Raw genomic sequence first — 24,405 nt, 5'->3', positions numbered from 1 at the left:
GCCGATGATCAGCGCAAGCCCAAACAGCCGACCACCGGCTCGCGGTGCGTCTACCCGTGTCGGAGCCAGCCTACGGAGGCTCCACCGCGGGGGCCTCGTCACGTCTGCCCCTACCATTGCGCGGACACCGTGACGTTGGCAAAGCGCCCGATGGCGGAGTAGTTGGTGGCGTCATATGGCACATAGGTGTCGTTAGGCGGCGTGTGCAATGGCGGCGACCGGTTGAATAGGTTCTGCACGGACAGCGCCAGGGAAAGCCCGCCAGGCAAGCTTCGCATCGCGCCAAATTGGTAGCGCAGCGTTGCATCCACCGTCGTAAACGAGGCCGTCTTTTCAGTCGTAGTTGCCAGGCGATGGACGACACCGCTGGTGTAGTTGGCGAAGCCCGAGGCGCTGAGACCGCCGGCAATCCATACCATCCCAAGGCGGCTGTTGAATCGTGCCGGATTGGAAAGCGTGCCGGCCAGGTCGAACTTTGGCTGTCCCGCGCTGTTCTGCTGTGCACTGTCCAGCCAACTGGCCGAGCCGCGCGCCGTCAACGTCCCACTACCCAGCTCAAGCAGGTAGCTTCCGGTCAGATCGACACCGCGGATCTTCTGACGTGCCGCATTGACGTACTGGTCGCGAATGATCGCCACGACATTCGCTTCATCGTACGGTGCGTTGGCGTAGTTGTAGAAGGCGCTGCCATAGTTCGCCAACAAGGCGTCCATCTGCTGCTGCGTTGGATCCCGCTCCACAAAGTCCGCATAGATCGGGTCGCTCAACGCCTGCATGTAATTGACTGGCTGCACCACGCGGTCGCGATAGTCGATCGCAAACCAGGTCAGTTCCGCATCCAGCCCCGGCAAGGCACCCGGATGCAACGCCAGCGATGCCGCTAGGGTCTGCGCACGCTCGGCCCGCAAGTCGGCATTGCCTCCGTAGGACATCAGCGCAGTGGCATCCGCTGGAAATCCGCTCCCGCCCACGGTGGACGCGCTGTACAGATAGGCTGTCCTGTTCGTATAGCGCTGTTGCAGCGTCGGGGCTTTGAAAGACTTTCCCCACGAGACCTTGATGGTGAGATCCGAGCTGGGGTCGTACAGGACACCCAGCTTGGGCGTGGTCACTTGGCCAAAGCTGTCGTAGTCCTCAGTTCGGACCGCAGCACTGAATTCCAGCCTGCGTACGCCGGGGATGCCCATCGCATCCGACACCACAGGCAATCCCAGCTCCGCGTAGGCAAATCGAGCCCGCTCGCCGCCGCCGTAGCGCCGTCCGCTCACGTGGGCCACCACCGCCAATTCGTCCCGGCGCAAGCCCGCGCCAGTAGCAAGGCGCACCTCTCCTGCAGGCGTGGCGTACAGCGGCCCCTCCAAGCCCACCTCATAGCTGTTGCTCTTGTTGCAATAGCACGTCCTGGAGATCAGCTGCGTAGACGCAGCGGTCACGTAGTGCCGCACGTCCATATTTTCATTTCGCCCCAAGGCGCCGCCGACCGTGACAGACCAGTCACTGCCCAGGAAGAAGGTCGCACTGGGAGCAACGACAGAGATCTCGGTCTGGGGGGTATAGCGGTAATAGGCACCCGGGACGGTGATGTACCGGATCATGTCGCGCTCGGTACGCATCGCGTCCAGATGCAGCTCTGCCCCATCTCCCAACGCCTGGTGGGCGGTGACCAGACCGCTACGCGCATCGCTCGCGTTATATATGGTGTAGGGCTGCGGTAGATATCGGGTGTAAGTGCGTTGGTCCGCCGAGATGGGGTCGACATCGGCTGCGCGAAGCGCCGCCATCAGCCCGCCGCTGGCCCAGGTGGTCCCGGCCGTGACGTTGTACTCGCGCGTGCCCAAGCCGCCAGAAGTCGCCCCTCCGTATCCTGCCGAGAGCGCCACGCCCTTAAAATCACGCTTGAGGATGACGTTGGCGACGCCGCCCACCGCATCGGAGCCATACAGTGCCGAAGCCCCGTCCGGGATGATCTCCAGCCGCTCGACCGCCTCCACCGGGATGGCACTGATGTCCACCGCCTGGGAAAACCCGTCATAGGCCATGCGCCGCCCGTTGAGGAGCGTCAACGAAGCATCGGCGCCCAGGCCACGGAGGTTCAGTGCCGACCCGCCGGTGAGATCCTGATTGCCCAACCCGGACACCGCCCCAATCACCCCCGGGTTCTGCCCGCCGCTGAAGTTCTGCGAAACGCTGCGGATCACCTCGCCCAGGTCGGTGAAGCCTTCTTCCTGGATGCGCTCGCTGCCGATGGTGATCACCGGCGAGGGCGTGGTGCCGCCCTTGATGCGGGTGCCGGTGACGACGATGGTGTCCAGCTGCGTGGCCTTCCCGTCTGCGGCGCGGTCCTCCGCCGCATCGGGAGCGCGCGTGGCGTCGGCCTGGGCTTCCTGCGCACTTGCGCCGTAGAAAGGAAGGAGTGCCGCCAGGGCAGCGGCAAGGGCGCTGCGCGTCAGCGCCCGCTTTCCACCCCACCATCTGTCGGCCGACCCGCGAGGACCAAGCGCCAGGCCTGCCGCCCGCAGCAGCGCCGCACCGCTGCCCTGGCAAGGCGGCAGGCCCTGCGCACCGCGTCCCGTAAGGAACGTCGGCCATGCCCGAACCGTTATCGCTGTCGGGACATTGCCGTTCAACGCGTCGGGCGCGCTGACAACGCGAGGCCGGTTGATATTCGTGCCTCTGCACAACGTCAGCGCCACGAAGATCGTAGCAGCTTCGGACCCTGACGGACTCCCCCCAAAACGCTTTTTCATGCAACCTCTCCAGCCCCAGAAGTGTGTGTAAACCAGCCACTTCCTAGCGTGGTGAGACCTGCATGAAACTTCTACAGACTATATCTCTACTGCCTTTGACTCTACATTGCGCCCGCCACCTTATCCACCCTTAAGCACATCCTCACCTAAGCGGGTGCAGCAGTTCGGAAACCTCAACACCAAGGACACGGGCCAGTCGCTCGAGTCGATTGATGGAGATGTTGGTCACGCACCGCTCGAGCTGGGACACGTAGGTCCGGTGCAGGTGTGCCAGCTCGGCCAATTGTTCCTGGCTCAAATTCTTCGCCTTGCGAAGGCGGCGGATATTGGCCGCGATCAGCTCACGGGCCGTAGGCAGAGACGACGGTGATGACCTGAGTTTCATCCCCCCAGCATCTCTGGGCCATGGATCCTGATCTACAGATTATTGTTCTACTGCATATTGCTCTACTGATTCCACGATGCATTGGCGTAGCCGCCATCCGGCCGATGCCGCATATCTGCCCCGCCGCGAGCGACAGCCAGAACGCTACGTATCTCGTAGCAGACTGAAGCACTGATAGCGCCTAGCATTCCAAAGCACAGCCATGTCGGCTCTTCAGCGAACGAATGGCCAAAGATGCCCAATCATCACCGCCACCTTTGATCCTCACCATGTCGACAAACGCGAGCCCTCAGATCGCCTATGCGCCTCTGCGCCTCCCAGCGGAGGCGCAGATGTGGCACGTCCTGGAACCACCCGGCCCGTATACGCCACACCGCGACCCTTCAACCGCCGCCAAGCGCGTCTCGACCAACCTTCGCCGCTTGAGAAAGGCAAAGGGATTGAGTCAGGAGCAACTGGCCGAAGCCGCAGAGTTCCACCGGACCTACGTGTCGCAGCTTGAGCGCTGTGTCACCAACATCTCGATCAGTGGCCTTGGCCGGCTTGCGGAGGCGCTGGAAGTGGACATCACCGAGCTGCTCAAAGCTTGAATGGCCGCAAAAAAAACCCTCCCTTTGACAGGAGGGCTTGTCGCCCCAGCGCTTGATGGCGGGGTATCCCTTCCGCCGACCCCCTTCAGAGTTCCGCCTGACCTGGTAACAGGCCGGCTGGAATAGACCTCATCTGATTACGCGTCCCGCGGGTGTGATGGCTTGGGCGACAGATATATGTTGCATTTACCCCGTAAGCGGGTATGTAGGACAAGGCCCCGACGTCCTGTAAGACATTTCTGGCCCGATGTAACGGAAATCCTGCGGTCACGATCTGGAGCGCAAACCGACGCCCCCCCGCCTTCAGTAGCGGGTACGTCGTTCAATAAAAACAGGGGGCTAATCTTGGACTCCGATTTTTAGCGACCTCTACGACGCCAAAGCAGTCCTATCTCATCACCTTTAAAGTGCCGCATTGACCACCCTGAGGGGTTAATCAATCCACGCCAAGTGCCGTAATCCAAGCTTTTGGCTCGCATCCATAATCATTCCCCGCATTCCGGAGCTCGTGGTTTTTCCGTTTTCCACCAGCACCGCCGCGTAGGGACACCCTGAGTCCAGTTGATATGCTCGTTCAAAAACCGATATCAGGATCGACTTCCACTCCCTGCTATTGCCCCAACATATAATTTTCCCGTCAATAAGTTGACGTCCATGTGGCTTATCATATGATTTTTTAATAAGAGCCTCACGCGACTTCATATTTATGGCGAGCAGCACTCGACCCCAGTCGCCCTGCAGTCGAGACCGGAGATAAGGCTTGAGCAGCGAGTCCTTGATATAAACTCGGACCTTCCTCGCATCCATGAAGTGGGAAAGCACGCCACCCACATCCTTGTCTTTGGTCCAGTTCTCATACCAAACGGTACGCTCAAGGTCTGAAATTCTTGGCCAATCCAACTCATCCGCCTTGGCCCAAATTTTCTGCCGAATACAATTTCTGATATCGGTTGGCAATGCGGCACTCATTGGACAGACCCCGGCGAGGCGGGCACTGGAAAATTGAACTCCGGAAGCTCCAGTTTTGCATCTCCCTCTCGACTGAAGAGATCGGCTTGGTCAAGGAGCCACTCGAACATGAAGTGCCCGGCGCCTTGATCCGAGAATTGGACCACGCGCTCCACCAAGTCGATTCGTTCCATGTCGCCGGAAATCGACTTCTGCAGATCAATCACTTCGGAAATGCGGCGTAGATCACTCACGAAATCGAGCACCACAACCTTGTCCTTGTTCGGCGCCAGGCGCAAGCCTCGGCCGAGTTGCTGAACGAAGATGCGACGGCTGTGCGTCACGCGCATGAACGCAAGCATATCCACGTCAGGCACGTCCACACCTTCATTGAAGATGTCCACCGTCGTTACCGCGTTGATGGTGCCCCTGCGCAGCCCCGCCATTGTCTTCTCCCTCTCACGGGGATCCATTTCGCCAGTGATATAGGCCGACTTGAAACCATACAGGCGCAGCATGGCGGAAAAGATCTTCGCATGTTCAACGCCGGCGCAGAACACGATGACGCTGCGACGTGCCTCGGCCTTGAATGTGTCCGCGATGACGCGCGCGGCCTCTTCGTCACGTGTCGGGATGAGCAGGCGAGTGTTCAGCTCCTTGATTGAGTATTCGTGTCGCGATTGCTTGCGCACGAAATCCCAGTCAACGTTGTCCGCTAACAAGCGGTAATCCGCCTCGCACAGGAAGCCCCGGCGTAGGCCTTCGTCAATGCCGATTTTCGCGACAGGCTGCCCTAGAACAGTGTCGATGTCGAAACGGTCGCCCCGCCAAGGCGTCGCCGTTGCGCCACCCACCATGGGGGCCGCCAGTTGGTCGATCACGCGACGGAAGCTTTCCGAACCGATGTGGTGCGCTTCGTCCACCCACACGAGGCCGAACTGTGGCAAGCCGCCCAGGCGCGGCAGAACACTCTGAACCGTGGCGAACGTAATGCCGTCCCAAAATGTCGGTTGCTCGCCTCCAACCAGGAGGTGGCTGGGAATGTTCTTGGGCAACTGTTGCCAGAATTCCCGCTGAAGTTGCTCAACTAATTCGCGCTTATCGGCCAGCACCAATATGCGCCCGGAGTCGATCACTCCGTCCCGTAGCAATTGAGCGGTAGTTTCCGCCATCACCACCGTCTTTCCGAGCCCCGTCGCTAGAACCAGTTGACCCCGGCCGGTCTCTCGAAGCGAGGCGCCAAGGCGCTGAACGCAGTCATCCTGATAGTCCCGCAGTTCGCGCCGCGCCCTCGGATACTCCGGGCTGCGCCGCATCATGTCGATCAGGGTACCAGGTGGAAGTGACTCGATGCGGATACCGAGACGGCCATACCGATCGATCGCCCCATTCAGGGCTGGTCCGAAAGCGCGCGATGTCGCGATCGCCAGACGATCCGCCTCGTAATAGCGCGAGGCCTCAACCACCTCATCGACCGCATGAGGATCGGGGTAGCTGTCACTTGTAAATTTGCATTGGACGACCCAGAGCTGTCCGTTCTTCACCCCAAGAACGTCGGCGCCCCGATCTCCCGAGCCACCAACTATGCGAACATCTTCAAAAGCATTCTGCACCAGGAGGCGGGCAATATCTCGTTCGAAGGCTCGCCAGGAGCCGTTGAGAAGCCGTCGCGAATCGAGAAAGTAACCCTCCATTTCACGTGTTTCCGTCCGAACCAAGAAGCCGCACGGAAAGCGTTGCGCGGATCAGTTCATCCCTGTCACATCGGTCAAGGTCGCGCGGACTCTGCGAGGCTAGCCAAACGGCGTCGGCCAAGTAAGCGGCATAACGTTCGATCACTCGCGCCCTGGCTTCGTCGTTAACTTTCGCATCACCATAATCCAGGCTGGCGTATGGCTGCGCCCAGAATTTTCCATCAAAGAACAACTCCGGATGCCGGCAAGTGAACAGCCGAATATCAGCCGCCTCGGCGTACGCAAGGAATTCACCGGAATCAACAACAGACTGAGCACTCGATATCCCCGTCGACGCGATTTTGCGACGCAACTTGTCTTGCGCGGATTGCGGCATGTCGGCGAACAAAGCGCCAAATGCGCTCGCGTCGGCAATTGTGCAAATGGATTGGGCGACGTCCCGCATTGCCTTGTCGGCCAAGGCAATAATGCTTTTCGGATCGAGTTTGGTGTCATCGGCGTACTCGCCCCGTAGGTCCGCGAGAATCGTAGCGAACACGGCCGAACCGGGACTTGTATCCCGAAGAAACTCATACGTCTTGAATGCCAGTTCGCAAAGAACGGCGTCCATCGGCGTCATCGTAACGGAACGGAACACCGGATGATCGGGATTGAAGAGAAACAAGAACGTCCGTGTACCCGGGTCCTCGATCTTCAGGGTCCAAGGCGCCTTGCGCGGCAAGTCCGGATCTCCGGGACCAACCACGAATGCTTCAACGGCAAATTCCACCTTGAGAAGCGGGTGTTTATAGACTCGCGACAGCTCATGCAACTTCTGGCGAGTAGGAGCGACCACCGTCTCACCTGGTTCCGTGCCACCACTAGGCGGTGAGACCGGGCCTGAATTACCTGGGGACACCGCACCCCCATCATCAAGGAAACCGTCGGGTGCCGCAGGTGCCGCAGCCCCGGGGCCGGTGGCTGCCGGCGTCGCGCCAACGATCCCGCGATCCTCCTCCTCGACAAGCGCATACCATTTATCGTCCGCTTGATATTCCGGATCGCCCTTGTTGAATAGATCGGCCATCTCCATGGCCCGCTCGTTATTCTTAACAGCGAGAATCCGTGACCAGCGTCCAGTCTTTCCTTGCGGACTGCTTCGACGAAACGCCTGAAACAGGCGATAGAGTGGAGCATCGGGCGGTTCAAATCCCAAAGCGCGCGCTTTCTGTGGCTGTAGTGGCCCCTCGCCTCTGATCAGGGTCACCATTTCCGCCCAGGACGCGTCATCCCGTTCGAATCGATCCTTGGTGTAACTTACTCGGCAATGGTCGAGGTGCACCTCGCCGATGAATCGCCCTCGATTTCTCTGATCGTCAATCGGGTACTCACGCTCCGGTCTCTCACCTCCAGTCCACACGAACAAGTCTTTGTTCTGGACTTCAATGACACGCCCGTTTCTGACAATGTCAATGCCGAAATCCTCCTCATGCATGTAACGCTGCAACCCCACCCAACCGTGCAGTCGGCGCTTGACCTCAATGGTCTTACAATCGGAGCTGGCGGTCGGGCAGCCTTGCTGCCCTGAGAAAGAAATCATGCATGTCAGGCAGTAGTGTCGGGACGGGAGCGCGTAGTCGAAGGCCTCCACCGCGTGCACGGGCTTGCCATCGCCACCTTGAACCGAACGATCGGGGTCCCAATGGCAGGGGCGCTTCGGTTGAACGTTCTGCCCATTCAGTTGTAGAGCGAACGAATCATCCTTGGACAAAAGCAACGGCGCGTAGACCCGCGCCAACTGCCTACGAATCTTTTGGTGATTGGCGTTTTTAGCGAAATAAACACGCTGATCCGATTTGAGTTGCAGAATCTTTATTTCGGTTCCGTGTGAGGACGGATCTGACTTGGGTCGTGTCAGGCGTGGCGTTTGATAGCTGCGCGTTCGACGCAGCTCGTTGAGATCAATTCGTAGCCCTGTCCACTCATGGTCCCCCGCGCGGGTAGCATAGACCTCGGTGACCATGCCCAGACGCGCGGTTGCGATATTGAAGCCCATGCCGAATAAGCCAAGGTTATCGAGTGGATTATTTCCACTCCATCCCGCTCGAACAGCGCTCTCCAATTGCTCGATCGTCATCCCTGGACCGTTGTCTCGGATCGTTACCGCAGCATCAGCGCGATCTTGTGTGGGAAGACTAATGGATACTGACGGCGACCCAACCTGCTCTCCACCACGGCGCGCATTTATGAAAGCATCCACGCTGTTGTCGATTAGCTCCGCGAGACACTTCCATTGGTCTAAATTGATCTCGCCAAGAATTTGAAGAACGCGGGGATCTGGAGTCAGATCGAAATCGTTAGTCATGACGGTCCTGGTCTCTTAATCAATTCGTGGTTTGGGCAAGGGTGTCGCATGCCTCCAGACTGGCCGCAACAGAGCGGGCAACCACCTCGGCCAATTTCACGGGAACGGCGTTTCCGAGTTGGCGCATGGTTTGGCTCCATGAGCCGCGAAACTCATATTCATCAGGAAAACTCTGCAGCCGCGCGGACTCTCGGACAGTGAAATAGCGAAGCGTTCCATCATCCTTGATAAACATGTTTTCGCCACCGGGAACCCCGTGGTACCCAGCCTTCAACGTCTTGGATGGCTCATCCAGAACGCTCCCCGTGTGGCCTACATATGCTCTGGCTCCCGGGGTGAACACATGGTTGGAAATTCCATGATCGCGAACGGCCTCCGGGTCTGGAAGATTCTTCAACGCGTCACGAGTCGTTTGCCAACGGTCTAGAGTCAACAAAACCGGAGCGGAGCGCAAAAGCTCTACCCGTTTCGCGTAGCGCGGGAGCACTTCCGCTTTCCGCTTTTGGCTAATCCCGTGCTCGTCCCAGTAGCTGCCGTCAATCCATTTCGAAACTAACAGCGCGCCCTCAGAATGCGTGGGGTCGGGAAACGACCATCGCGCACCCAAGTCGGAACGAAACCCAACGAAGAAAACGCGTTCCCGCTTTTGTGGAACGCCATAATCAGCGGCATTGAGCACGTCGAACAAAACATTATATGTGGCGGCGCCTTTGTTAGCCGAATGGTGCTGTTCGAGGCGTGCACGATGCTGAATCCAGTTCTCACCCTTGCGCCGCGCTAGTTCCGGGTATTGCAATTGAAGGAGAATGTGTGAGAAGTACGACGCAAAGCTTTTGCGCGTCAGCCCTTTGACATTCTCAAAAATGAATGCTTTCGGCATCAACTCACGCACTGCTCGAACTGCCTCGGGGAACATGTTTCTATCGTCGCGCTGCGCTTGATGTTTACCTCCCATCGAGAACGGCTGGCATGGTGGTCCTCCGGAAACCACCGCAATATCCTGTCCGAGCGATTCAAATTTGAAACTCCGCGCATCGACCTCGTGCACCGGCCACCCCTCGACCGCGTGTGCATGATGACGTTGGTTCTCGCGGAAGGTCTCACATGCGTCGTGATCCCATTCGACGACGGCCGCATGCTGGAATCCTGCATTCGCCATGCCGATGGCGAGCCCCCCCGCGCCGGCGAAAAGTTCAACGCTACGCATCGAGAAATCCTCTTATTCTTGTTCTGATCTGAGCGAGATCTTCCAAATCGCACTCCCAAATCGTGAGTACATCCCAGCCCGCATCGAGGAGCGACGATTCATTTTTTGCATCACGCTGCCGATTCGCTTCAAGTTTAGGTAGCCAGAAGCCCTGACGAGACTTCGGCAGTCGAGCCAGCGCGCACTTCGCATGCCGATGCCAAAAACAACCATGGATGAACACAACCTTCTTGCGAGAACGAAACACTAGATCCGGCTTTCCTGGTAAGTCCTTCGCATGCAGGCGATATCGATACCCCATCGCGTAGACCAACCGCCGAACTATCATCTCCGGCTTGGTATCGCGTGAACGCACGCGCGCCATGATTTCCGAGCGCCGGGCTGGAGGAACGTTGTCCATACGTCATTTTGGCCGCGTCAGCAGTGGCCACTGGTCTGAGACATACTTTTTCGCCGCTTCTCGCATGACCCACGCAAGCGACACCTTTTTGCCGCGTGCGATTCGTTCCAACTCGGCATGAAGCTCATGCGGAAGACTCACAGACGCCCGGACAGTGGGGCATGATTCCAGCCCTTCATCATGTTTCGGTTGCTTCATCGACCCATCCCTGCGTCAGCAGCACCACATTACAGCATATTAATGCATGAGTGAGCTGGCCTAGCTACTTTTGGCCCTGCGGCCGCACTCAGGCTTACAGTCGCACCCCAGCTTTCTGGCGCTGGGCGCCGACATAGAAGGCCGCGCTGCGGCCTATCGCGCCCCGCTGAACGCGGCCCTGGGTCCCGACGACCTGGCCACCATCCACACGACCCTGCAACAACAGCGCGCCCTGGGCAGCAGCGCCTTCCAGGCCATGGTCCAAGCCAAGACCCAACGCTTCGCTGGCGTCAGGCCCGCCCATCGTCCACGCAAGGCCACGAAAGACCGCGAGAAGTGAACCTGACCCCGTTACTCGGCGTTATGTAGGTTGGTACCAAGCTGCCAATGTTTGCACGATAACGGCCACCGCTGCTAACGCGGCCCCGGCCGCGCCCCATTTGGTCTGCGCTGCAAAAGTTTCTCCTAGCTCTGCTCCATGCAACTCAATACCAGCCTGTGACCAGCCCTCGTCTCGCCCAGCTTTCTTACGCCGCTTCTTCAGCGCTTGTGCGTAGCTCACTTTGACGGTGCTTGCCCGCAGCCAACATAGGGCTGAGCCAACGCCCGCGATAGACGACGCCAGTAGCCATGCCTTCTCACTAAACATTTGCGATCCTCAGCGTCCAGTGCTCCAGCTCTGTTCCTCGTTGAGCAATGATTGTTTCGCGGAAATATTCGATAGAGCGACTTAGTCGTTCGCTGTCGCAAGCCTCGTCTAGCGGAATGGCATGCTCGATGAGCTTACTGCCGTCGGGAGCCACAACTTTCAGCCATAGCGGGTCCGACCCTCTTTCAACCGCTGCAATGCACGGAAAGAAGGCGCGCTCTAGAGCACTAGCTGCCAGATCAGGCGATATCTGTGTCATCGGTGAGTCCGTTCAAATGGATGTTGGTTGATCTTAGTGTAAGGGCAGAACAAAACAGAGGTAGAAGCGCGCTTTTTCTACCCTGAGCCTTGCTGACCGACGCGCCCAGCCGGACTGACGCCTACCACACCCTGCTCCACGAAACCCTGGACCTGGAAGCCCTCGTCGCCATCCGCGCCACCGTGCAGCAGCTGCGCGCCCTGGGCACCAGCGCCGCCTTCCAAGCCATGGCCGAAACCAAGACCCAACGCTTCGCAGGTGTTAGGCGTGCGCATCGCCCCAAAAAGCCAGCCGCTTCAATCACGAAGTGAACCTGACTCCGTTAGCTGCTCGGGCCCCGCAGCCGCACCCCAGCTTTCTGGCGCTGGGCGCCGACAGGGAAACCCGTGCTGCGGCCTACCACGTCCTGTTGAACACGGCCTTGGGTCCCGACGACCTCGCCACCATCCGCGCGACCCTGCAACAACAGCGCGCCTAGGCAGCAGCGCCTTCCAAGCCATGATCCAGACCAAGACCCAACGCTTCGCTGGCGTCAGGCCCGCCCATCGTCCACACAACGCCACCAAAGACCGCGAGAAGTGAACCTGACCCCGTTACTGGCTTCGTGCTGGAAGCCATCGCCCCGGACGAGACCGCTGCCATCCGCCTCAACCTGCAGCGCCAGCACGCGCTGGGCAACGACAGCTTCCGCAACGCCACCGAACGGCAGCTCGGACGGCGCGCGGGCCCAGCGGTGCGGACGGGAAGGCAGCCGAAGATCAAGAAGACCACGGGGGAGGAAAGTGCACTCTGACCCCTGCTTTCCAATCCATCTAGGGAAAAACGTGGGGAAACCTTAGAACCTGACCCCGTGACTCGTTTGCCCCCTGTTCCGCGTTTCAGACTAAGTTTAGTTTTCGTAAATTTTGGAAGCCACCATTAACGTTAGACCAAACAGCAGTCCGAAAGCAGCTTGAGCAAGAAAATGCATAGACGGCTTTGCGAACACGTATATCAGGACAACGTATCCGTACAAGAACAGGGCTGAGCCCAGATCTCCCGCAACATCGGCAATAAGTCCAAGCGCGTGCGCTTTGACATTGCCTTGCCTGGAGTTAATTAGCCACGCTACAAGAACAAAAATCACGCAAATAAAGGAAGCCAAAAAAGGAACTATGGAGTTTCCGCTCTCAACTGCCTGCTCTACAAATTTTTGCAATAAATCCCTCTTAGCCCCGCCCGCAAAGAGATACGTGACACACATTAGTAAGCCCCACTGGACAATCAGCATGATTGCCTTGGCGCCTACTTTCCCAACAATCGAATTAGTCGAATATCGCATCTTTAAGATCTCCCTATCATGGCGATAAATTCCCACAGCCTAGAAAGCATCCAGCCTCACATGGTTCGCGGATCCATCGCCAATACTAAGACCTCCTAATAGAGCACAGTAATAGCCAGGCAAGTCCGATGTGGAACTGCGTCCACTCACCTTCGCCCCAATCCTGATAACAATCCCAATACGCTTGGCGACGAGCGCTTCCAGGCGCCCATAGAACACCAACACGGTCATCGCGCCTGCCCCCTTTCCGAACAGGCAGGCCGCCGAAAATCAAAGCTTGTTAAGATAAAAGTGCAACCTGACCCCTGTTTCGCCGCAGGAAGTGAAGGCTTTTTATAATTATTATTCCACCCGGAACAAGTATGAAACTCTCGCAGCAACAAACGCATGAAATTTTTCATGTGCCGAGAAGTTAGCGTATTCGGTACGCCCCGTAAACCGCTGAATAGCTGCAGCCCTAACCCCCCCCTCCGTATAGTTAGCCCCTCGCTTACATGCGCTATTAACGTACCCGATCACGCCATTTACCTTCATCTTATACGCTGAAATCTGTTCGGGCGAGCTACAAATATCAGCCAGCATCTCATCAAGTACGATGCGCCAATCAAGAGGCGGGCCCTCACTTTCAACAGGATAGTCGTAGCTAGATGGCAGTTTCCACCACATATACGTGCGCCCTGCACGTTTTAGCGAGGCAAAATCTTCGGCATAATCGTATGCACCAGCCTGCAAAGGCTCATGCCAAGCTGGAGCAGATGCCAACGTACCCTCTGATCTTCCAGCATTTAGCACCAAGCCTGAAGAATCAACAACCGCGTAAATGTGTCCTGGCGGGAGGGATCGCATTATATTAATTGCCGCTGCTACCGGCGATACTCCAGCCTCATCAATTACGCGCGCATGAAGGTCAGAAAACCTTGTTTGCGCCATCGTCTCAAGGAGCCAAGCTTGAGGCATCAAAATTTCAGAAGCAAAAGCATTCGCCTGCCTCTCCATCTCCATGTACGCATCGAGATTTGCGAATCGCTGAGAGTCATCGAGCGCAATATCATCTAGAAAAACCCCTCGGTGCCACGGGATAATCACATGGCCAAGCTCGTGCGCCGCCGTGAATCTTCGCCTCGCCTCTGGAATATTGCCATTTATTACGACCTTGGGGCGAGATGAATTACCTATATCAAGAGCTATTCCATCGAAATCGAATGGTATGTCAACAACCTCCAAGTCCGCATATTGACTAAGAAGCGACTCGATATTGACGGGCGCAGCAATTCCGTGCCTATCAATTAGTAATCGAGCGAAATTCCTTGCCGATTCACAAAGATCTATACCTATCACCCAAGCCTTCCAGTTTTGCGCAGCCATTTAATAACCGCACTATCCGCAGAAAGCCCCTGCCCTCTGGCCGCCATCGGAAGCTCCATAGCACTCTGCAAGTATTCGAACAGCGATAGGCCGGACACTCGCGCGGCAATCACAGACTGAATAATCGAGCCGTCAGCCAGCCACGCGGAATATTCCTCTTTATCGAAGCCAAGATAATCTGAAAGATCTACCCTTATTTCAGGATCATCGTGCCAAGTTTGCACAGCATCATCAATATCAGCGGGCAAGGACAGCCCGCGAATGCACTTATCTATGAAATTCATATTAGGAGACATCGATTTTCCTCCCTTTGACAGCGCCCTTGATGATCTGTCCATTGATCGCATCAATCACGCCAAGATGATTTCCACGCCGATCATAGACCTCTATCTCACCGTGGTATCCATCCCACTCGAAGTAACGATCACGAGCGGTTGACTCCCATCGAGCCACGCCTTTCCGCGACACACGAGAGCACCCGTCAAGGAAAGATGGTTTTGGAATCGGATTCCTTGTCAATACACTGCTCCGAAATGACTTAAATCACATCCAATAGTAGTTGTCCAATCAACTCTTAAAGGGACTAGCCGCCCGCGCACTCAGGCGGCGTCCACTCTCTCGCAATTAAGGCCATCAAGCCCCGTCCGGGTTCACCTTGTCCACGTCGATCTTGTACTGCTTGATCGCGCGGGCGACGTCCTTGCCGGTCATCTTGCCATCCTTGGCCAGGGCGGCGATGGCGGCGTGGGCAATGTAGTAGCGGTCCACCTCGAAGAAGCGGCGCAGGTTGGCCCGGGTGTCGCTGCGGCCAAAGCCGTCGGTGCCCAGCACGGTGTAGTTGGTGGTGGGGACGAAGGCGCGGATCTGGTCGCTGAAGGCGCGCACGTAGTCGGTGGCGGCGATCACCGGGCCCTGGCGGCCTTCCAGCTGCTCGGTCACGTAGGCCTTGCGCGGGGTCTTGGCTTCCGGGTTCATGCGGTTCCAGCGCTCGGCGTCGAAGCCGTCACGGCGCAGCTCGTTGAAGCTGGGGCAGGACCAGATGTCGGCGGTGACGCCGAAGTCCTTGTCCAGCAGTTCGGCCGCGGCGATGGCCTCGCGCAGGATGGTGCCTGAGCCCAGCAGCTGCACGCGCAGCTCGCCCTTCTTGGGCTTGCCGGCGTCGGTGAGCAGGTACATGCCCTTGAGAATCCCCTCCTCCGCACCGGCCGGCATCTCCGGGTGTGCGTAGTTCTCGTTCATCAGGGTCAGGTAGTAGTACTCGTCCTTCTGCTCTTCCATCATCGACTTCATGCCGTGCTGGAGGATGACGGTGACCTCGTAGCCGAAGGTCGGGTCGTAGCTGCGCACGTTGGGGATGGAGCCGGCGATGACCTGGCTGAAGCCGTCCTCGTGCTGCAGGCCTTCACCGTTGAGCGTGGTGCGCCCGGCGGTGCCGCCCAGCAGGAAGCCGCGGGTGCGCATGTCGGCGGCCTGCCAGGCGATGTCGCCCACGCGCTGGAAGCCGAACATCGAGTAGTAGATGTAGAACGGCAGCATCGGCACGTTGGACACCGAGTAGCTGGTGCCGGCGGCCAGCCAGGAGGAGATGGCGCCCGGCTCGCTGATGCCCTGCTGCAGCACCTGGCCGGACTGGTCCTCGCGGTAGTACATCAGCTGGTCGGCATCGACAGGCTTGTACTTCTGCCCGAACGGGGCGTAGATGCCGATCTGGCGGAACATGCCCTCCATGCCGAAGGTGCGGGCCTCGTCGGCCACGATGGGCACGATGCGCGGGCCCAGCTCCTTGTCGCGCAGGGCGATGTTGAGCGTCTGCACGAAGGCCATGGTGGTGGAGTAGCTGCGCTCGCCGCTGGACTTGAGCAGGCGCTCGTACTTGTCCAGGCCGGGCACGGTGAAGGACTTGTCGGCCTTGCGGCGACGTGCGGGGAGGTAGCCGCCCAGGGCCTCGCGGCGCGACTTGAGGTACTGCACCTCAGGCGAGTCCGGGCCGGGGTGGTAGAAGGGCACCTGCTCGGCTTCTTCCAGCTGCTTGTCGCTCAGCGGGATGTTGAAGCGGTCGCGGAAGGTGCGCACCGCGTCGTCGTCGAGCTTCTTGGTCTGGTGGGTCGGGTTGAGCGACTCGCCGGCCGAGCCCATGCCGTAGCCCTTGACCGTCTTGGCCAGGATCACGGTGGGCATGCCCTGGGTCTTCACCGCCGCGTCGTAGGCCGCATAGACCTTGTGCGGGTCGTGGCCGCCGCGGTTGAGGCGCCAGATGTCGTCATCGGACAGGTTGGCGACCATGGCGGCGGTCTCCGGGTACTTGCCGAAGAAGTTGGCACGCGTGTAGGCGCCGCCGAAGGCCTTGCAGTTCTGGTACTCGCCGTCGACGGTTTCCATCATCAGCTTGCGCAGCACGCCGTCGGTGTCGCGGGCCAGGAGCGGATCCCAGTACGAACCCCACAGTAGCTTGATGACGTTCCAGCCACCGCCGCGGAACACGCCTTCCAGCTCCTGGATGATCTTGCCGTTGCCGCGCACCGGGCCGTCCAGGCGCTGCAGGTTGCAGTTGACCACGAAGATCAGGTTGTCCAGCCCTTCGCGGCCGGCCAGGGCGATGGCGCCCAGGGTCTCGGGCTCATCGGACTCGCCGTCGCCGATGAAGCACCACACCTTGCGGTCGGACTTCTCGATCAGGCCGCGGTTTTCCAGGTACTTCATGAATTGCGCCTGGTAGATGGCGCTCAGCGGCCCCAGGCCCATCGACACGGTGGGGGTCTGCCAGAAGTCCGGCATCAGCCACGGGTGCGGGTAGGAGGAGATGCCCTGGCCGTCGACTTCCATGCGGAAGTGGTCCAGCTGCTTCTCGCTGATGCGGCCCTCGAGGAAGGCGCGGGCGTAGATGCCCGGGGCGCTGTGGCCCTGGATGTAGAGCAGGTCGCCCGGGTGGTTGTCCGAGGGCGCGCGCCAGAAGTGGTTGAAGCCCACGTCGTAGAGCGTGGCGGCCGAGGCGAAGGAGGCGATGTGCCCGCCCAGGTCGCCCGGCTTGCGGTTGGCGCGCACGACGGTGGCCATGGCGTTCCAGCGGATGATGGAGCGGATCTTCCACTCCATCGCGCTGTCGCCGGGGCTCTTGGCCTCCAGGGCCGGGGCGATGGTGTTGACGTACTCGGTGGTGGGCGAGAACGGCAGGTAGGCGCCGGAGCGGCGGGTCAGCTCGACCATGTCCTCCAGCAGCTGATGCGCCCGCAGCGGCCCTTCGGCATCGATGACCGCCTTGAGCGATTCCATCCATTCCTGGGTTTCTGCCGGGTCCGGATCGCTGAGCAGCATCTCGTTCAACCAGTTCATTGCCATCTCCTCGCCTGTGAGCCGCGACGCGATCGCGGCATCTGATATCTGTCTGAGCCGGTGATTGTAAGCCAGGCCAGGGGCCGGCGTCGGTTCGACCATTGAGGGAGGCCGCAAACGGGGGTTTTCGTGACGAAATTTCGTCTTTCGCCCGGCCGGAGCCTTGCAGTTGTGAGGATTTCGTATGACGAAGAAATGTCATGGGCCGATCGGCGGCTGTATTTCGCTATATCTTTTCTCAGAACTTCGATATATCTTTTTTCCGCCGGCACACGGCGGCCCATGGATGGCGGCTGACGCGGCGCCTGCGGCCTGCCCGGCCACCGCACCCCGCCATGGCCGCGTGCAGCGCGAGCCGCCAGGCGGGCCAGGCCGCCGGTTCGGCCCGGCACTAATGAATCTCCAGGAGTTCCCATGCATCCCCATGCACGACATCGCGGCCGCAGACACCATCACGGCGAAGGCCCGCACCCGGGGCGCGGGCATCGCGAAGGCCACGGGCATCGCAGTCGCGCCGATGGCGTCGGCCGGCCCGACGACGCCTCGTCGGACACGGAAACGCGCGCCGGTCATCGCGACCCGGCGCACGAGGAAGGCCGCGGCCACGGCCGGCGTGGCGGACACCGGGGCGAACGCGGCGAGCGCCAGCGCACGCCGCGGATGCTGGCCCACGGCGACCTGCGCCTGCTGCTGCTCGGCCTGCTGGAGGCGCAGCCGCGCCATGGCTACGAGCTGATCCAGCTGATCGGCGAGATGTTCCTAGGCCAGTACACGCCCTCGGCCGGGGCGATGTACCCGGCGCTGGCGCAGTTGCAGGCCGATGGCCTGGTCACCAGCAGCGAGGACGGCGCGCGGCGCCTGCACACGCTGACCGAGGCCGGCCACGCCTTCGCCCGGGCCCACGCCGAGACGCTGGCCAATGCGCGCCTGCGCACCGAGCGCAGCGCGCGGATGGTGGTGAAGGCCGGCCTGCCCGCCCCGGTCCGTGGTGGCATGAGCGCGATCAAGCGCGCCCTGATCAGCCACCACGCCCACTGGACGCCGGAGTCCGGCGAGCGCGTTGCGCAGATTCTGCTGCAGGCGGCCGCCGACATCGCCAAGGTGCCGCATGACTGAGACCGTCGGCGCCGATGCGCTCCAGGCCACCGGCTTGCGCATGACCGCGCCGCGGCGCGCGTTGCTGGCGCTGCTGCTACAGCAGCCGGCGCCGTGCGATGCCATTTCACTGCACCACCAGCTGCGCGCGCAGGGACACCGCGTCAGCCTGGGAACCGTCTATCGCGTACTGCATGTGCTGGAACAACAGCACCTCGCCGTCGCGATCGCGAGCCCGCATGGCCGCACGTTGTGGCGCCTGTGCCAGCCAGCCCCTTCCACGCCCGGGGACGAGGCCGCCACCAGCCACTGGCTGCGCGCGCTCGCCGCCGACCTGGGCTATCGCCTGGTGCCGATTCACTAAAACCGGCGCCGGCTTTCCCTTCGATTGTTTGGAGCTTGCTTCCCATGACATTGCACGAGAGCCACAGGCTCAGCCACCCGGTCGTCTTCCGCCAGCTGCAGGTGCTGGAGGTCCACGACCTGACCCCGCACATGCGCCGCATCGTGGTCGGCGGGCCGGCGTTGGCCGGCTTCCATAGCGCCGCGCCGGATGACCACGTCAAGGTCTTCTTCCCCAACCCGGACGGCGAATTCGTCACCCCCACCCTGGGTGCGCACGGGCTGGAGTATCCGGCCGGCAAGGTCGCCTCGCCCATGCGCGATTACACCCCGCGCCTGCACGACGCGGCCGCCGGCACGCTGGCGATCGATTTCGTCATGCACGGCGATGGCCCGGCCGCCAGCTGGGCGGCGGCCGCGCAGCCCGGCGCTACGCTGGCGCTGGGCGGGCCGCGCGGATCGTTCATGGTGGCCGAGGACTTCGACCACTACGTGCTGATCGGCGATGAAACCGCATTGCCGGCCATCGGCCGCTGGCTGGGCGAGATGCCGGCCGGGCGCAAGGTCACCGCGGTGATCGAGGTCCCCGAGGACGCCGACCGCCAGGCCCTGCCCACCCAGGCCGACGCGGACATCCGCTGGCTGCCGCGCAACGGCGTGCCGCCGCAGCGCAGCGAGCTGCTGGAACAGGTGCTGGACGACCTGGCACCGCAGGGCGATGCGTTCTGGTGGATCGCCTGCGAGTCGCGTCGTGCGCGGATGATGCGCAAGTTCCTGGAAGGCCACCGTTCGGTGCCCAAAGGGTGGATCCGCTCGACCGGGTACTGGAAGCACGCCGACAGCGTGGAGGATGAGGATTGAGGGGATAGGCTTTCTGCGCTGCGGCTGAAGGGCCGTAGGGCCATTAGCGCTGTTCCATGGCTTGAAGCGGATTTTTCCTTCAAGCAGAAGCTTTCGTGCGGCTTCGCCGCCCGACCCACTTTCTTTGCTCGTGCAAAGAAAGCTGGGCAAAGAAACACGCCCCGGGTGGCACGCCTGCTTCGCAGGTCCGCTACGGGCCGAGGATTTTTGGAAGGGACATCCATGTCCCTTCCAAAAACGCCACACATCCTTGTGTGGCGCCCTGCGGGTCTTAACCTCGTCCCTTCGCCGTGCCTTACGGGGATCTGAGAGCAAAGCAAAAACAAAAGCAGAGAGCGTCAAGCCCAGGCCCGCTTTCCCGTCTGAATGACGATGCAGAGCATTGCTGTTGCTGTTGCTGTTGTTTGCAGCTTTACCTGTCTAAGCCGTAAAGCGAGCCGAGCATCGCAGGAAGCCAGGGTCGAAGAGTCGCCCTGTTTGAGCGCAGCGAGTTTGGGCGACGTCCCTAAAAAGGGATAAATGCCCTGGCCTCCGAGAAGCACAGGGAACCGATGCGCAGCATCGGCGAGTGTTTTCAATCCCCTTTTTGGGACCGGCGAGTAGCGGTTTTGCCTTCTTTTGCCGCGACAAAAGAAGGTCGCGCCCGTAGGCGCGAGAGCCTTTTCCCTTCGCCGCAGAGCGGCGCTGAAGCGTTTGCCTCAGAGCCCCAAATCAGACCGCCCGAACGAAATCACTGCTTCGCATAAGCCTGCATCGCAGACGCACAATCCTTGACCTGCTGATAGTGATAAGCCTCAGGCTCCCAACCATTCGAGTCACGTTTGTACTTGGTCTCGATGGTCGCCTGGTATCCACTGCCACCGACCGCATCGCCACAGCTCACCAGCGTGGCCACATCATCGACGCCTTTCGGCAAGTGGTCAGGAGACACCAGCGGAGCGTCCATCGTGGCTGGCCCTGTGCGATGCACGTTGAACTGCACCACCAATGCGGCGTACGCACCGGTCCGCAAGCGCTCCGTCTGCAGCTTCCAAGTATTTTCGTTATCGCTAAACCGCATGTGAGGGTTGTCCAACAAGGGCTGGAAGAGTCTTGTGTACTGCTTGGCATCAAACCCGGTGTACGTCACCGTCTCGATACGTTGCGATTCGGCCGAAGCCACCGACACCACCAGCAAGCAAGCTCATCACGCCCCACGCGAAGGGCTTCAAACGCAGACCTATCATCTCGGACTCCTTCCCTGATCGACACACGAGCGCAAAGCCTGCACCCGATACGCAACAACGCCGCATCTAAAGTCTTCAATTGCGCAACCTGTCAAGCGATCACCGGCTTCACCGCGCGCGGCAGGGGGCCTGGGGCTGCATGGTCGCGCCGGTGAGCGCGTTGAAGGCGGCATGACCCATGGCCGCGTAGCCGCGGTCGTTGGGGTGCACGCCTTCGTCGGCCACGCACACCGTGGCGATGCCCTGGGGCACCGGGGCGCCCGGCGGCGGGGTCGGCGTGTCGTAGGGACCTTCGACCGCATCGGCGAAATCCACCACGCCATCGAACACGCCGGAATCTTTGAGCCAGGCGTTGATCTGCACGCGCGCGGCATCGCGGCGCGGCGAGTACCAGTTGGGATCGTCGGAGAACGGCAGCACCGTGCCGGCCCAGATCCGGATCCCGTGCTGGTGCGCGACGTCGGCCAGCAGGCGGAAGCTGGCGATCAGTTCTCGTGGCTGCGCACCGGCCGTGAGCAGGGCGGTATCCGGGCCGCGGTTGATGTCGTTGGCGCCGAACAGCACCACGATGTCGGTGACGCCGGGGCGGTCGATCACATCGCGGTAGTAGCGCTTGAGGCCGGCGATGCCAGAAGCCGGTTCGCCGACCTGGTCGAAGGCCAACTCGTCGGCGCTGATGCCCATGTTGGCCACGGCCAAACCACCCGCGCCCGGTGCGTTGCCCAGCGTGGCCAGCACGGCCGGCCACGGCGTATCCGGCCGGGTGGCCTGGTAGCCATCGGTGATGGAATCGCCGAAGGCCACCACGCTGCGCGTGCCGGGCTTGGCCGCCACTTCCACCGCGGTCAGGGCGTAGACATGGTCACCCGGCCACGGGCTGAGGCCCTGGGCGGGCGTGCGGCCTTCCAGATCGACGGCATCCACCGCGTCCCCCTGCACGGCCCAGGTCACCCGCCCCTGCTCCAGCGGATGGGCATCGGCCAAAGCCGCCGGAGCCTTGAAGTACAGGCTCACGCTCAGCGGCGCCAGCGCGGGGGCGTCGAAGGCCACCGGATCGCTCAGCAGTTCGCCCCCGGCCGGCACCAGTGCCCGGGGCTTGCCGTCGAAGGTCAGGCGCACGCTGCTGCCCGGCACGACGGCCGCGCCCTGCGCCGCCCGCGCGATGCTGGCCGCGTCCACCTCGAGCGGCGCGGTCCCGAACACATTGGACAGCCGCACGCGCAGCTGGCTGCCGCCCAGGCTCAGGCGTACGCGCTGGCGCACGGTGACCTGGCGCACGGTGGGCACCCGATGGAGCGGATCACCGCCCGTGTCGCGCTGCGGCTGATGCCCGGCATCGCGCGGCACGCTGACCTGTGCGGTCATCGCCTGCCCCCAGGACACCACCCAATGCGCGTCCGGGCCGGCCAGCGCCGGCGCGCTGACACACAGCAGCGCGCTGGCGACCAGCAGCAGGATCTTCATGGTTGCCCCGCGGCGAGCGTCGGTGAGCGAGTTCATGTGGACTCCAGGGCGCCATGCAAGCGCGGAAATGCAGTGATGCGCAGCTTGGCCGCGCCATAGGGGATGAGGGTCAATGGCACGGCCGGCTCGTCGCTGGCCGGCTTTGGCCCGGTGGGCACGGGCTCGGCCGCGCCTTCCATCGCCACCCACGCCGGCACCGGGCGGCCTTCGACCTGCAGGCGCACCGGCGCGGATTGCGCGGCGAACGGCATCGGCCCGATCGGGTGTTCGCTGACTTGAGGCGCGGTGCCGGTGATGGCGTAGTTCCAACGCGTGGTCGGATACACCTGCCAGTCGGTGGTCAGGCCGCGTTTGCGCCAGGGCACCCAGGCCGCCCCGATGGGCAGCGAGAACACCAGCGCGCCGCGCGAAAAGGTCACCGCATCGTTCGGCCCGGTTTCGGCGATGACCTGCGCGTTGAACTTCAGCTCCACCACATCGCCAGCCTTCCAGGTGCGCGCGATGCGGGTGAAACCATCCTTGGCCGTGACCGCTTCGCCATTGACCAGCACGCGCGTGGCCTTCGACCAGCCGGGAATGCGCAGGTGCAACGGGAAGGGCGTGGGCGCTTCGGGCCGGAGGACGATGCGCACGCGATCGCGGAACGGATAGTCGGTGACCTGTTCCAGTTCCACTGCCGTGGCGCCGATGCGCGTGGCGATGCGGCACGGCACGTACACCATCGCCGCCAGGCCGCCATCGTCGCTGGCCATCCACGCCGCAGCGGTCAGCTTGGGCCAGCCCTGGTGGAAGTTGGCCGTGCAGCAGCCGAAATGCGGATCGAGGCCGAACAGGTTCGCCTCCGGCCCGTTGGTCGTCCACGGGGAGCGGTGCAGGCTGCATTCGACCTGATTGGGCTGCTGGTCGTACTGGTGCGCCCACATGTCGTCGGTGAAGGTGCCGGGCAACGCATTGAAGGCGATGCGCTCCAGCCGGTCGCCGAGTGCGGCATCGCCGGTGATCGCCAACGCCAGCTCCAGCGAGTACATCGTCTCGACCACGGTGCACAGCTCCACGCCCTGCGACGGACTGCGCCCGGCCAGGTGTTCGTCGCAGGAGAACATGCCGTTGGGCAGGCCGTGGTACTGGTCCAGCATCGCCAGCTGGTGGTGGACGGCGGAGCGATCGGCCGCGCTGCCTGACACCAGCGACCAGACCGGCGAAGCCTTGAGCGCCTGCCCGTTGTTGACGCCATGGACTTGCAGGCCGAGGTCTTCCATGAACACGTCGTCACCGTGTGCGTGCGCCTTGAGCCTGGCCGGATCGACCTTCTCCTTGAACGGGAAGTCGGCGAACATCGCCTGCCAGTCGTAACCCTGCGCCTTGAGCAGCCTGGCCAGTTGCAGCAGCTTGGGATCCTGCGTGCGCGCATGCAGCCACAGCACGCTGACCACCTCGTCCTGCCAGCGCATGCGGCCCCAGTCGCGCAGGGGCCGTGCCGGCAGCGCCTGCAGCTGGTGGTGGAAGTAGCGCGTCATGAAGGGCACCACGCGCGCGTCGCCGCTGAGCTCCTGGTACTGGGTGAGTACCTTGAGCATGACCATGCGCGGCCACCAGTCATCGTTGCTGCGCGGGCCGAACATGCCATCGCCCCAGTCGCTCTGCAGGGTCCAGTCGATGAAACGCTGTGCCTTGGCCTTCAGTTCCGGCGCGTCGAGCTGCCATGCCAGCGGCAGCAGGCCATCGACGAAGTACGGACCGCGCTCCCATGACTCACCCGTGCCGCCGAGCCAGCCGCTGTCCGGGCCGACATCGGGCCAGGTTTCGTCCAGGTGGCCGCCGAGGCCGGCGGCCTGGATCTCCAGCTGGCGACGCAGCCAGCCGGCAGGCTTGATCGCGCCGGTGGGCAGCAGCTGGAAGGGTTGCGGTGCCAGCGGTGCCACGGGAAACCACGTAGCCGATGCCGCGGCCGGCGCGGGTGCATCGGACGCGGCTGCGCCC

The 24,405-nt window shown here is 61.4% G+C and carries 22 protein-coding genes; 7 read left to right on the top strand and 15 right to left on the bottom strand.

Annotated features, from left to right (window positions below; translation table 11 throughout):
• Positions 1-110 precede the first annotated feature (110 nt).
• Entirely contained in the window at positions 111-2,747 is a 2,637-nt protein-coding gene (locus PJ250_RS09820) for a TonB-dependent receptor plug domain-containing protein (RefSeq protein WP_271648391.1), read from the bottom strand.
• A 142-nt stretch (positions 2,748-2,889) separates the two neighbouring features.
• Complete coding sequence (locus PJ250_RS09815; protein WP_271648390.1) at positions 2,890-3,132, bottom strand: type II toxin-antitoxin system RelB family anti-toxin; 243 nt, start codon at positions 3,130-3,132, stop codon at positions 2,890-2,892.
• A gap of 332 nt (positions 3,133-3,464) precedes the next feature.
• Between PJ250_RS09815 and PJ250_RS09810 the strand changes: the two genes are divergently transcribed.
• Complete coding sequence (locus tag PJ250_RS09810) at positions 3,465-3,722, top strand: type II toxin-antitoxin system RelB family anti-toxin (RefSeq protein ID WP_271648389.1); 258 nt, start codon at positions 3,465-3,467, stop codon at positions 3,720-3,722.
• A gap of 432 nt (positions 3,723-4,154) precedes the next feature.
• Here PJ250_RS09810 and PJ250_RS09805 read toward each other — a convergent pair whose 3' ends face one another.
• From PJ250_RS09805 to PJ250_RS09780, 6 genes are read right to left on the bottom strand one after another with little or no spacing between them, the layout of a single operon-like run.
• On the bottom strand, positions 4,155-4,691 hold the full coding sequence (locus PJ250_RS09805) for a hypothetical protein (protein ID WP_271648388.1): 537 nt from the start codon (positions 4,689-4,691) through the stop codon (positions 4,155-4,157).
• Positions 4,688-6,364, bottom strand: a complete 1,677-nt coding sequence (locus tag PJ250_RS09800) for a DEAD/DEAH box helicase family protein (protein ID WP_271648387.1) — start codon at positions 6,362-6,364, stop codon at positions 4,688-4,690. Before PJ250_RS09800 ends, PJ250_RS09805 begins: the two co-directional genes overlap by 4 nt.
• 1 nt (position 6,365) lies before the next feature.
• Positions 6,366-8,708, bottom strand: coding sequence for an ATP-binding protein (locus PJ250_RS09795; protein ID WP_271648386.1), 2,343 nt, complete (start codon positions 8,706-8,708; stop codon positions 6,366-6,368).
• Positions 8,709-8,727: 19 nt separating this feature from the next.
• Entirely contained in the window at positions 8,728-9,915 is a 1,188-nt protein-coding gene (locus tag PJ250_RS09790) for a DNA cytosine methyltransferase (protein ID WP_271648385.1), read from the bottom strand.
• Complete coding sequence (locus PJ250_RS09785; RefSeq protein ID WP_271648384.1) at positions 9,908-10,315, bottom strand: very short patch repair endonuclease; 408 nt, start codon at positions 10,313-10,315, stop codon at positions 9,908-9,910. Before PJ250_RS09785 ends, PJ250_RS09790 begins: the two co-directional genes overlap by 8 nt.
• A 3-nt stretch (positions 10,316-10,318) precedes the next feature.
• Complete coding sequence (locus tag PJ250_RS09780; RefSeq protein ID WP_271648383.1) at positions 10,319-10,513, bottom strand: ribbon-helix-helix domain-containing protein; 195 nt, start codon at positions 10,511-10,513, stop codon at positions 10,319-10,321.
• Between the two features lie 70 nt (positions 10,514-10,583).
• Between PJ250_RS09780 and PJ250_RS09775 the strand changes: the two genes are divergently transcribed.
• From PJ250_RS09775 to PJ250_RS09765, 3 genes are all read left to right on the top strand, one after another.
• Positions 10,584-10,853: a hypothetical protein gene (locus PJ250_RS09775; RefSeq protein ID WP_271648382.1), complete on the top strand. Its 270-nt coding sequence runs from the start codon at positions 10,584-10,586 to the stop codon at positions 10,851-10,853.
• Between the two features lie 657 nt (positions 10,854-11,510).
• A complete protein-coding gene (locus tag PJ250_RS09770; RefSeq protein WP_271648381.1) occupies positions 11,511-11,732 on the top strand; it encodes a hypothetical protein in 222 nt (73 codons plus the stop codon).
• 293 nt (positions 11,733-12,025) lie between these two features.
• Positions 12,026-12,214 carry a hypothetical protein gene (locus PJ250_RS09765; RefSeq protein WP_271648380.1) on the top strand — a complete coding sequence of 63 codons (189 nt, stop codon included), beginning with the start codon at positions 12,026-12,028 and terminating at the stop codon, positions 12,212-12,214.
• Between the two features lie 96 nt (positions 12,215-12,310).
• Here the strand turns inward: PJ250_RS09765 and PJ250_RS09760 are convergent, their stop codons facing one another.
• From PJ250_RS09760 to aceE, 4 genes are all read right to left on the bottom strand, one after another.
• Positions 12,311-12,742, bottom strand: a complete 432-nt coding sequence (locus PJ250_RS09760) for a hypothetical protein (protein ID WP_271648379.1) — start codon at positions 12,740-12,742, stop codon at positions 12,311-12,313.
• 342 nt (positions 12,743-13,084) lie between these two features.
• On the bottom strand, positions 13,085-14,107 hold the full coding sequence (locus tag PJ250_RS09755; RefSeq protein ID WP_271648378.1) for an ImmA/IrrE family metallo-endopeptidase: 1,023 nt from the start codon (positions 14,105-14,107) through the stop codon (positions 13,085-13,087).
• Positions 14,077-14,391: a hypothetical protein gene (locus tag PJ250_RS09750; protein WP_271648377.1), complete on the bottom strand. Its 315-nt coding sequence runs from the start codon at positions 14,389-14,391 to the stop codon at positions 14,077-14,079. The genes PJ250_RS09755 and PJ250_RS09750 overlap by 31 nt, the downstream gene beginning before the upstream one ends.
• 349 nt (positions 14,392-14,740) lie before the next feature.
• Positions 14,741-17,437 (bottom strand): pyruvate dehydrogenase (acetyl-transferring), homodimeric type, encoded by a 2,697-nt coding sequence (gene aceE / locus PJ250_RS09745; protein ID WP_271648376.1) that lies wholly within the window; start codon positions 17,435-17,437, stop codon positions 14,741-14,743.
• A 414-nt stretch (positions 17,438-17,851) separates the two neighbouring features.
• Between aceE and PJ250_RS09740 the strand changes: the two genes are divergently transcribed.
• The 3 genes from PJ250_RS09740 to PJ250_RS09730 are packed head-to-tail and all read left to right on the top strand — an operon-like array spanning position 17,852 to position 19,735.
• Positions 17,852-18,553, top strand: coding sequence for a PadR family transcriptional regulator (locus PJ250_RS09740; protein WP_271648375.1), 702 nt, complete (start codon positions 17,852-17,854; stop codon positions 18,551-18,553).
• Complete coding sequence (locus PJ250_RS09735; RefSeq protein ID WP_271648374.1) at positions 18,546-18,896, top strand: transcriptional repressor; 351 nt, start codon at positions 18,546-18,548, stop codon at positions 18,894-18,896. The genes PJ250_RS09740 and PJ250_RS09735 overlap by 8 nt, the downstream gene beginning before the upstream one ends.
• A gap of 44 nt (positions 18,897-18,940) precedes the next feature.
• The gene (locus tag PJ250_RS09730) at positions 18,941-19,735 is read left to right on the top strand and encodes a siderophore-interacting protein (protein WP_271648373.1); all 795 of its coding nucleotides are present in this window, start codon (positions 18,941-18,943) and stop codon (positions 19,733-19,735) included.
• A gap of 730 nt (positions 19,736-20,465) precedes the next feature.
• On the opposite strand, the gene PJ250_RS09725 is transcribed toward PJ250_RS09730, so the two are convergent.
• The 3 genes from PJ250_RS09725 to PJ250_RS09715 all read right to left on the bottom strand — a co-directional run bounded on the left by PJ250_RS09725 (position 20,466) and on the right by PJ250_RS09715 (position 24,347).
• The gene (locus tag PJ250_RS09725; protein ID WP_271648372.1) at positions 20,466-20,912 is read right to left on the bottom strand and encodes a hypothetical protein; all 447 of its coding nucleotides are present in this window, start codon (positions 20,910-20,912) and stop codon (positions 20,466-20,468) included.
• A gap of 157 nt (positions 20,913-21,069) precedes the next feature.
• Positions 21,070-22,461 carry a GDSL-type esterase/lipase family protein gene (locus tag PJ250_RS09720; RefSeq protein ID WP_271648371.1) on the bottom strand — a complete coding sequence of 464 codons (1,392 nt, stop codon included), beginning with the start codon at positions 22,459-22,461 and terminating at the stop codon, positions 21,070-21,072.
• Entirely contained in the window at positions 22,458-24,347 is a 1,890-nt protein-coding gene (locus PJ250_RS09715) for a glycoside hydrolase family protein (protein ID WP_271648370.1), read from the bottom strand. Before PJ250_RS09715 ends, PJ250_RS09720 begins: the two co-directional genes overlap by 4 nt.
• Between the last annotated feature and the right edge of the window lie 58 nt (positions 24,348-24,405).

This window comes from Pseudoxanthomonas sp. JBR18 (assembly GCF_028198165.1).
Classification (GTDB): Bacteria; Pseudomonadota; Gammaproteobacteria; order Xanthomonadales; family Xanthomonadaceae; genus Pseudoxanthomonas_A.
Note: the sequence above shows the minus strand (reverse complement) of the source record. Positions and strands in the feature narration are given on the sequence as shown.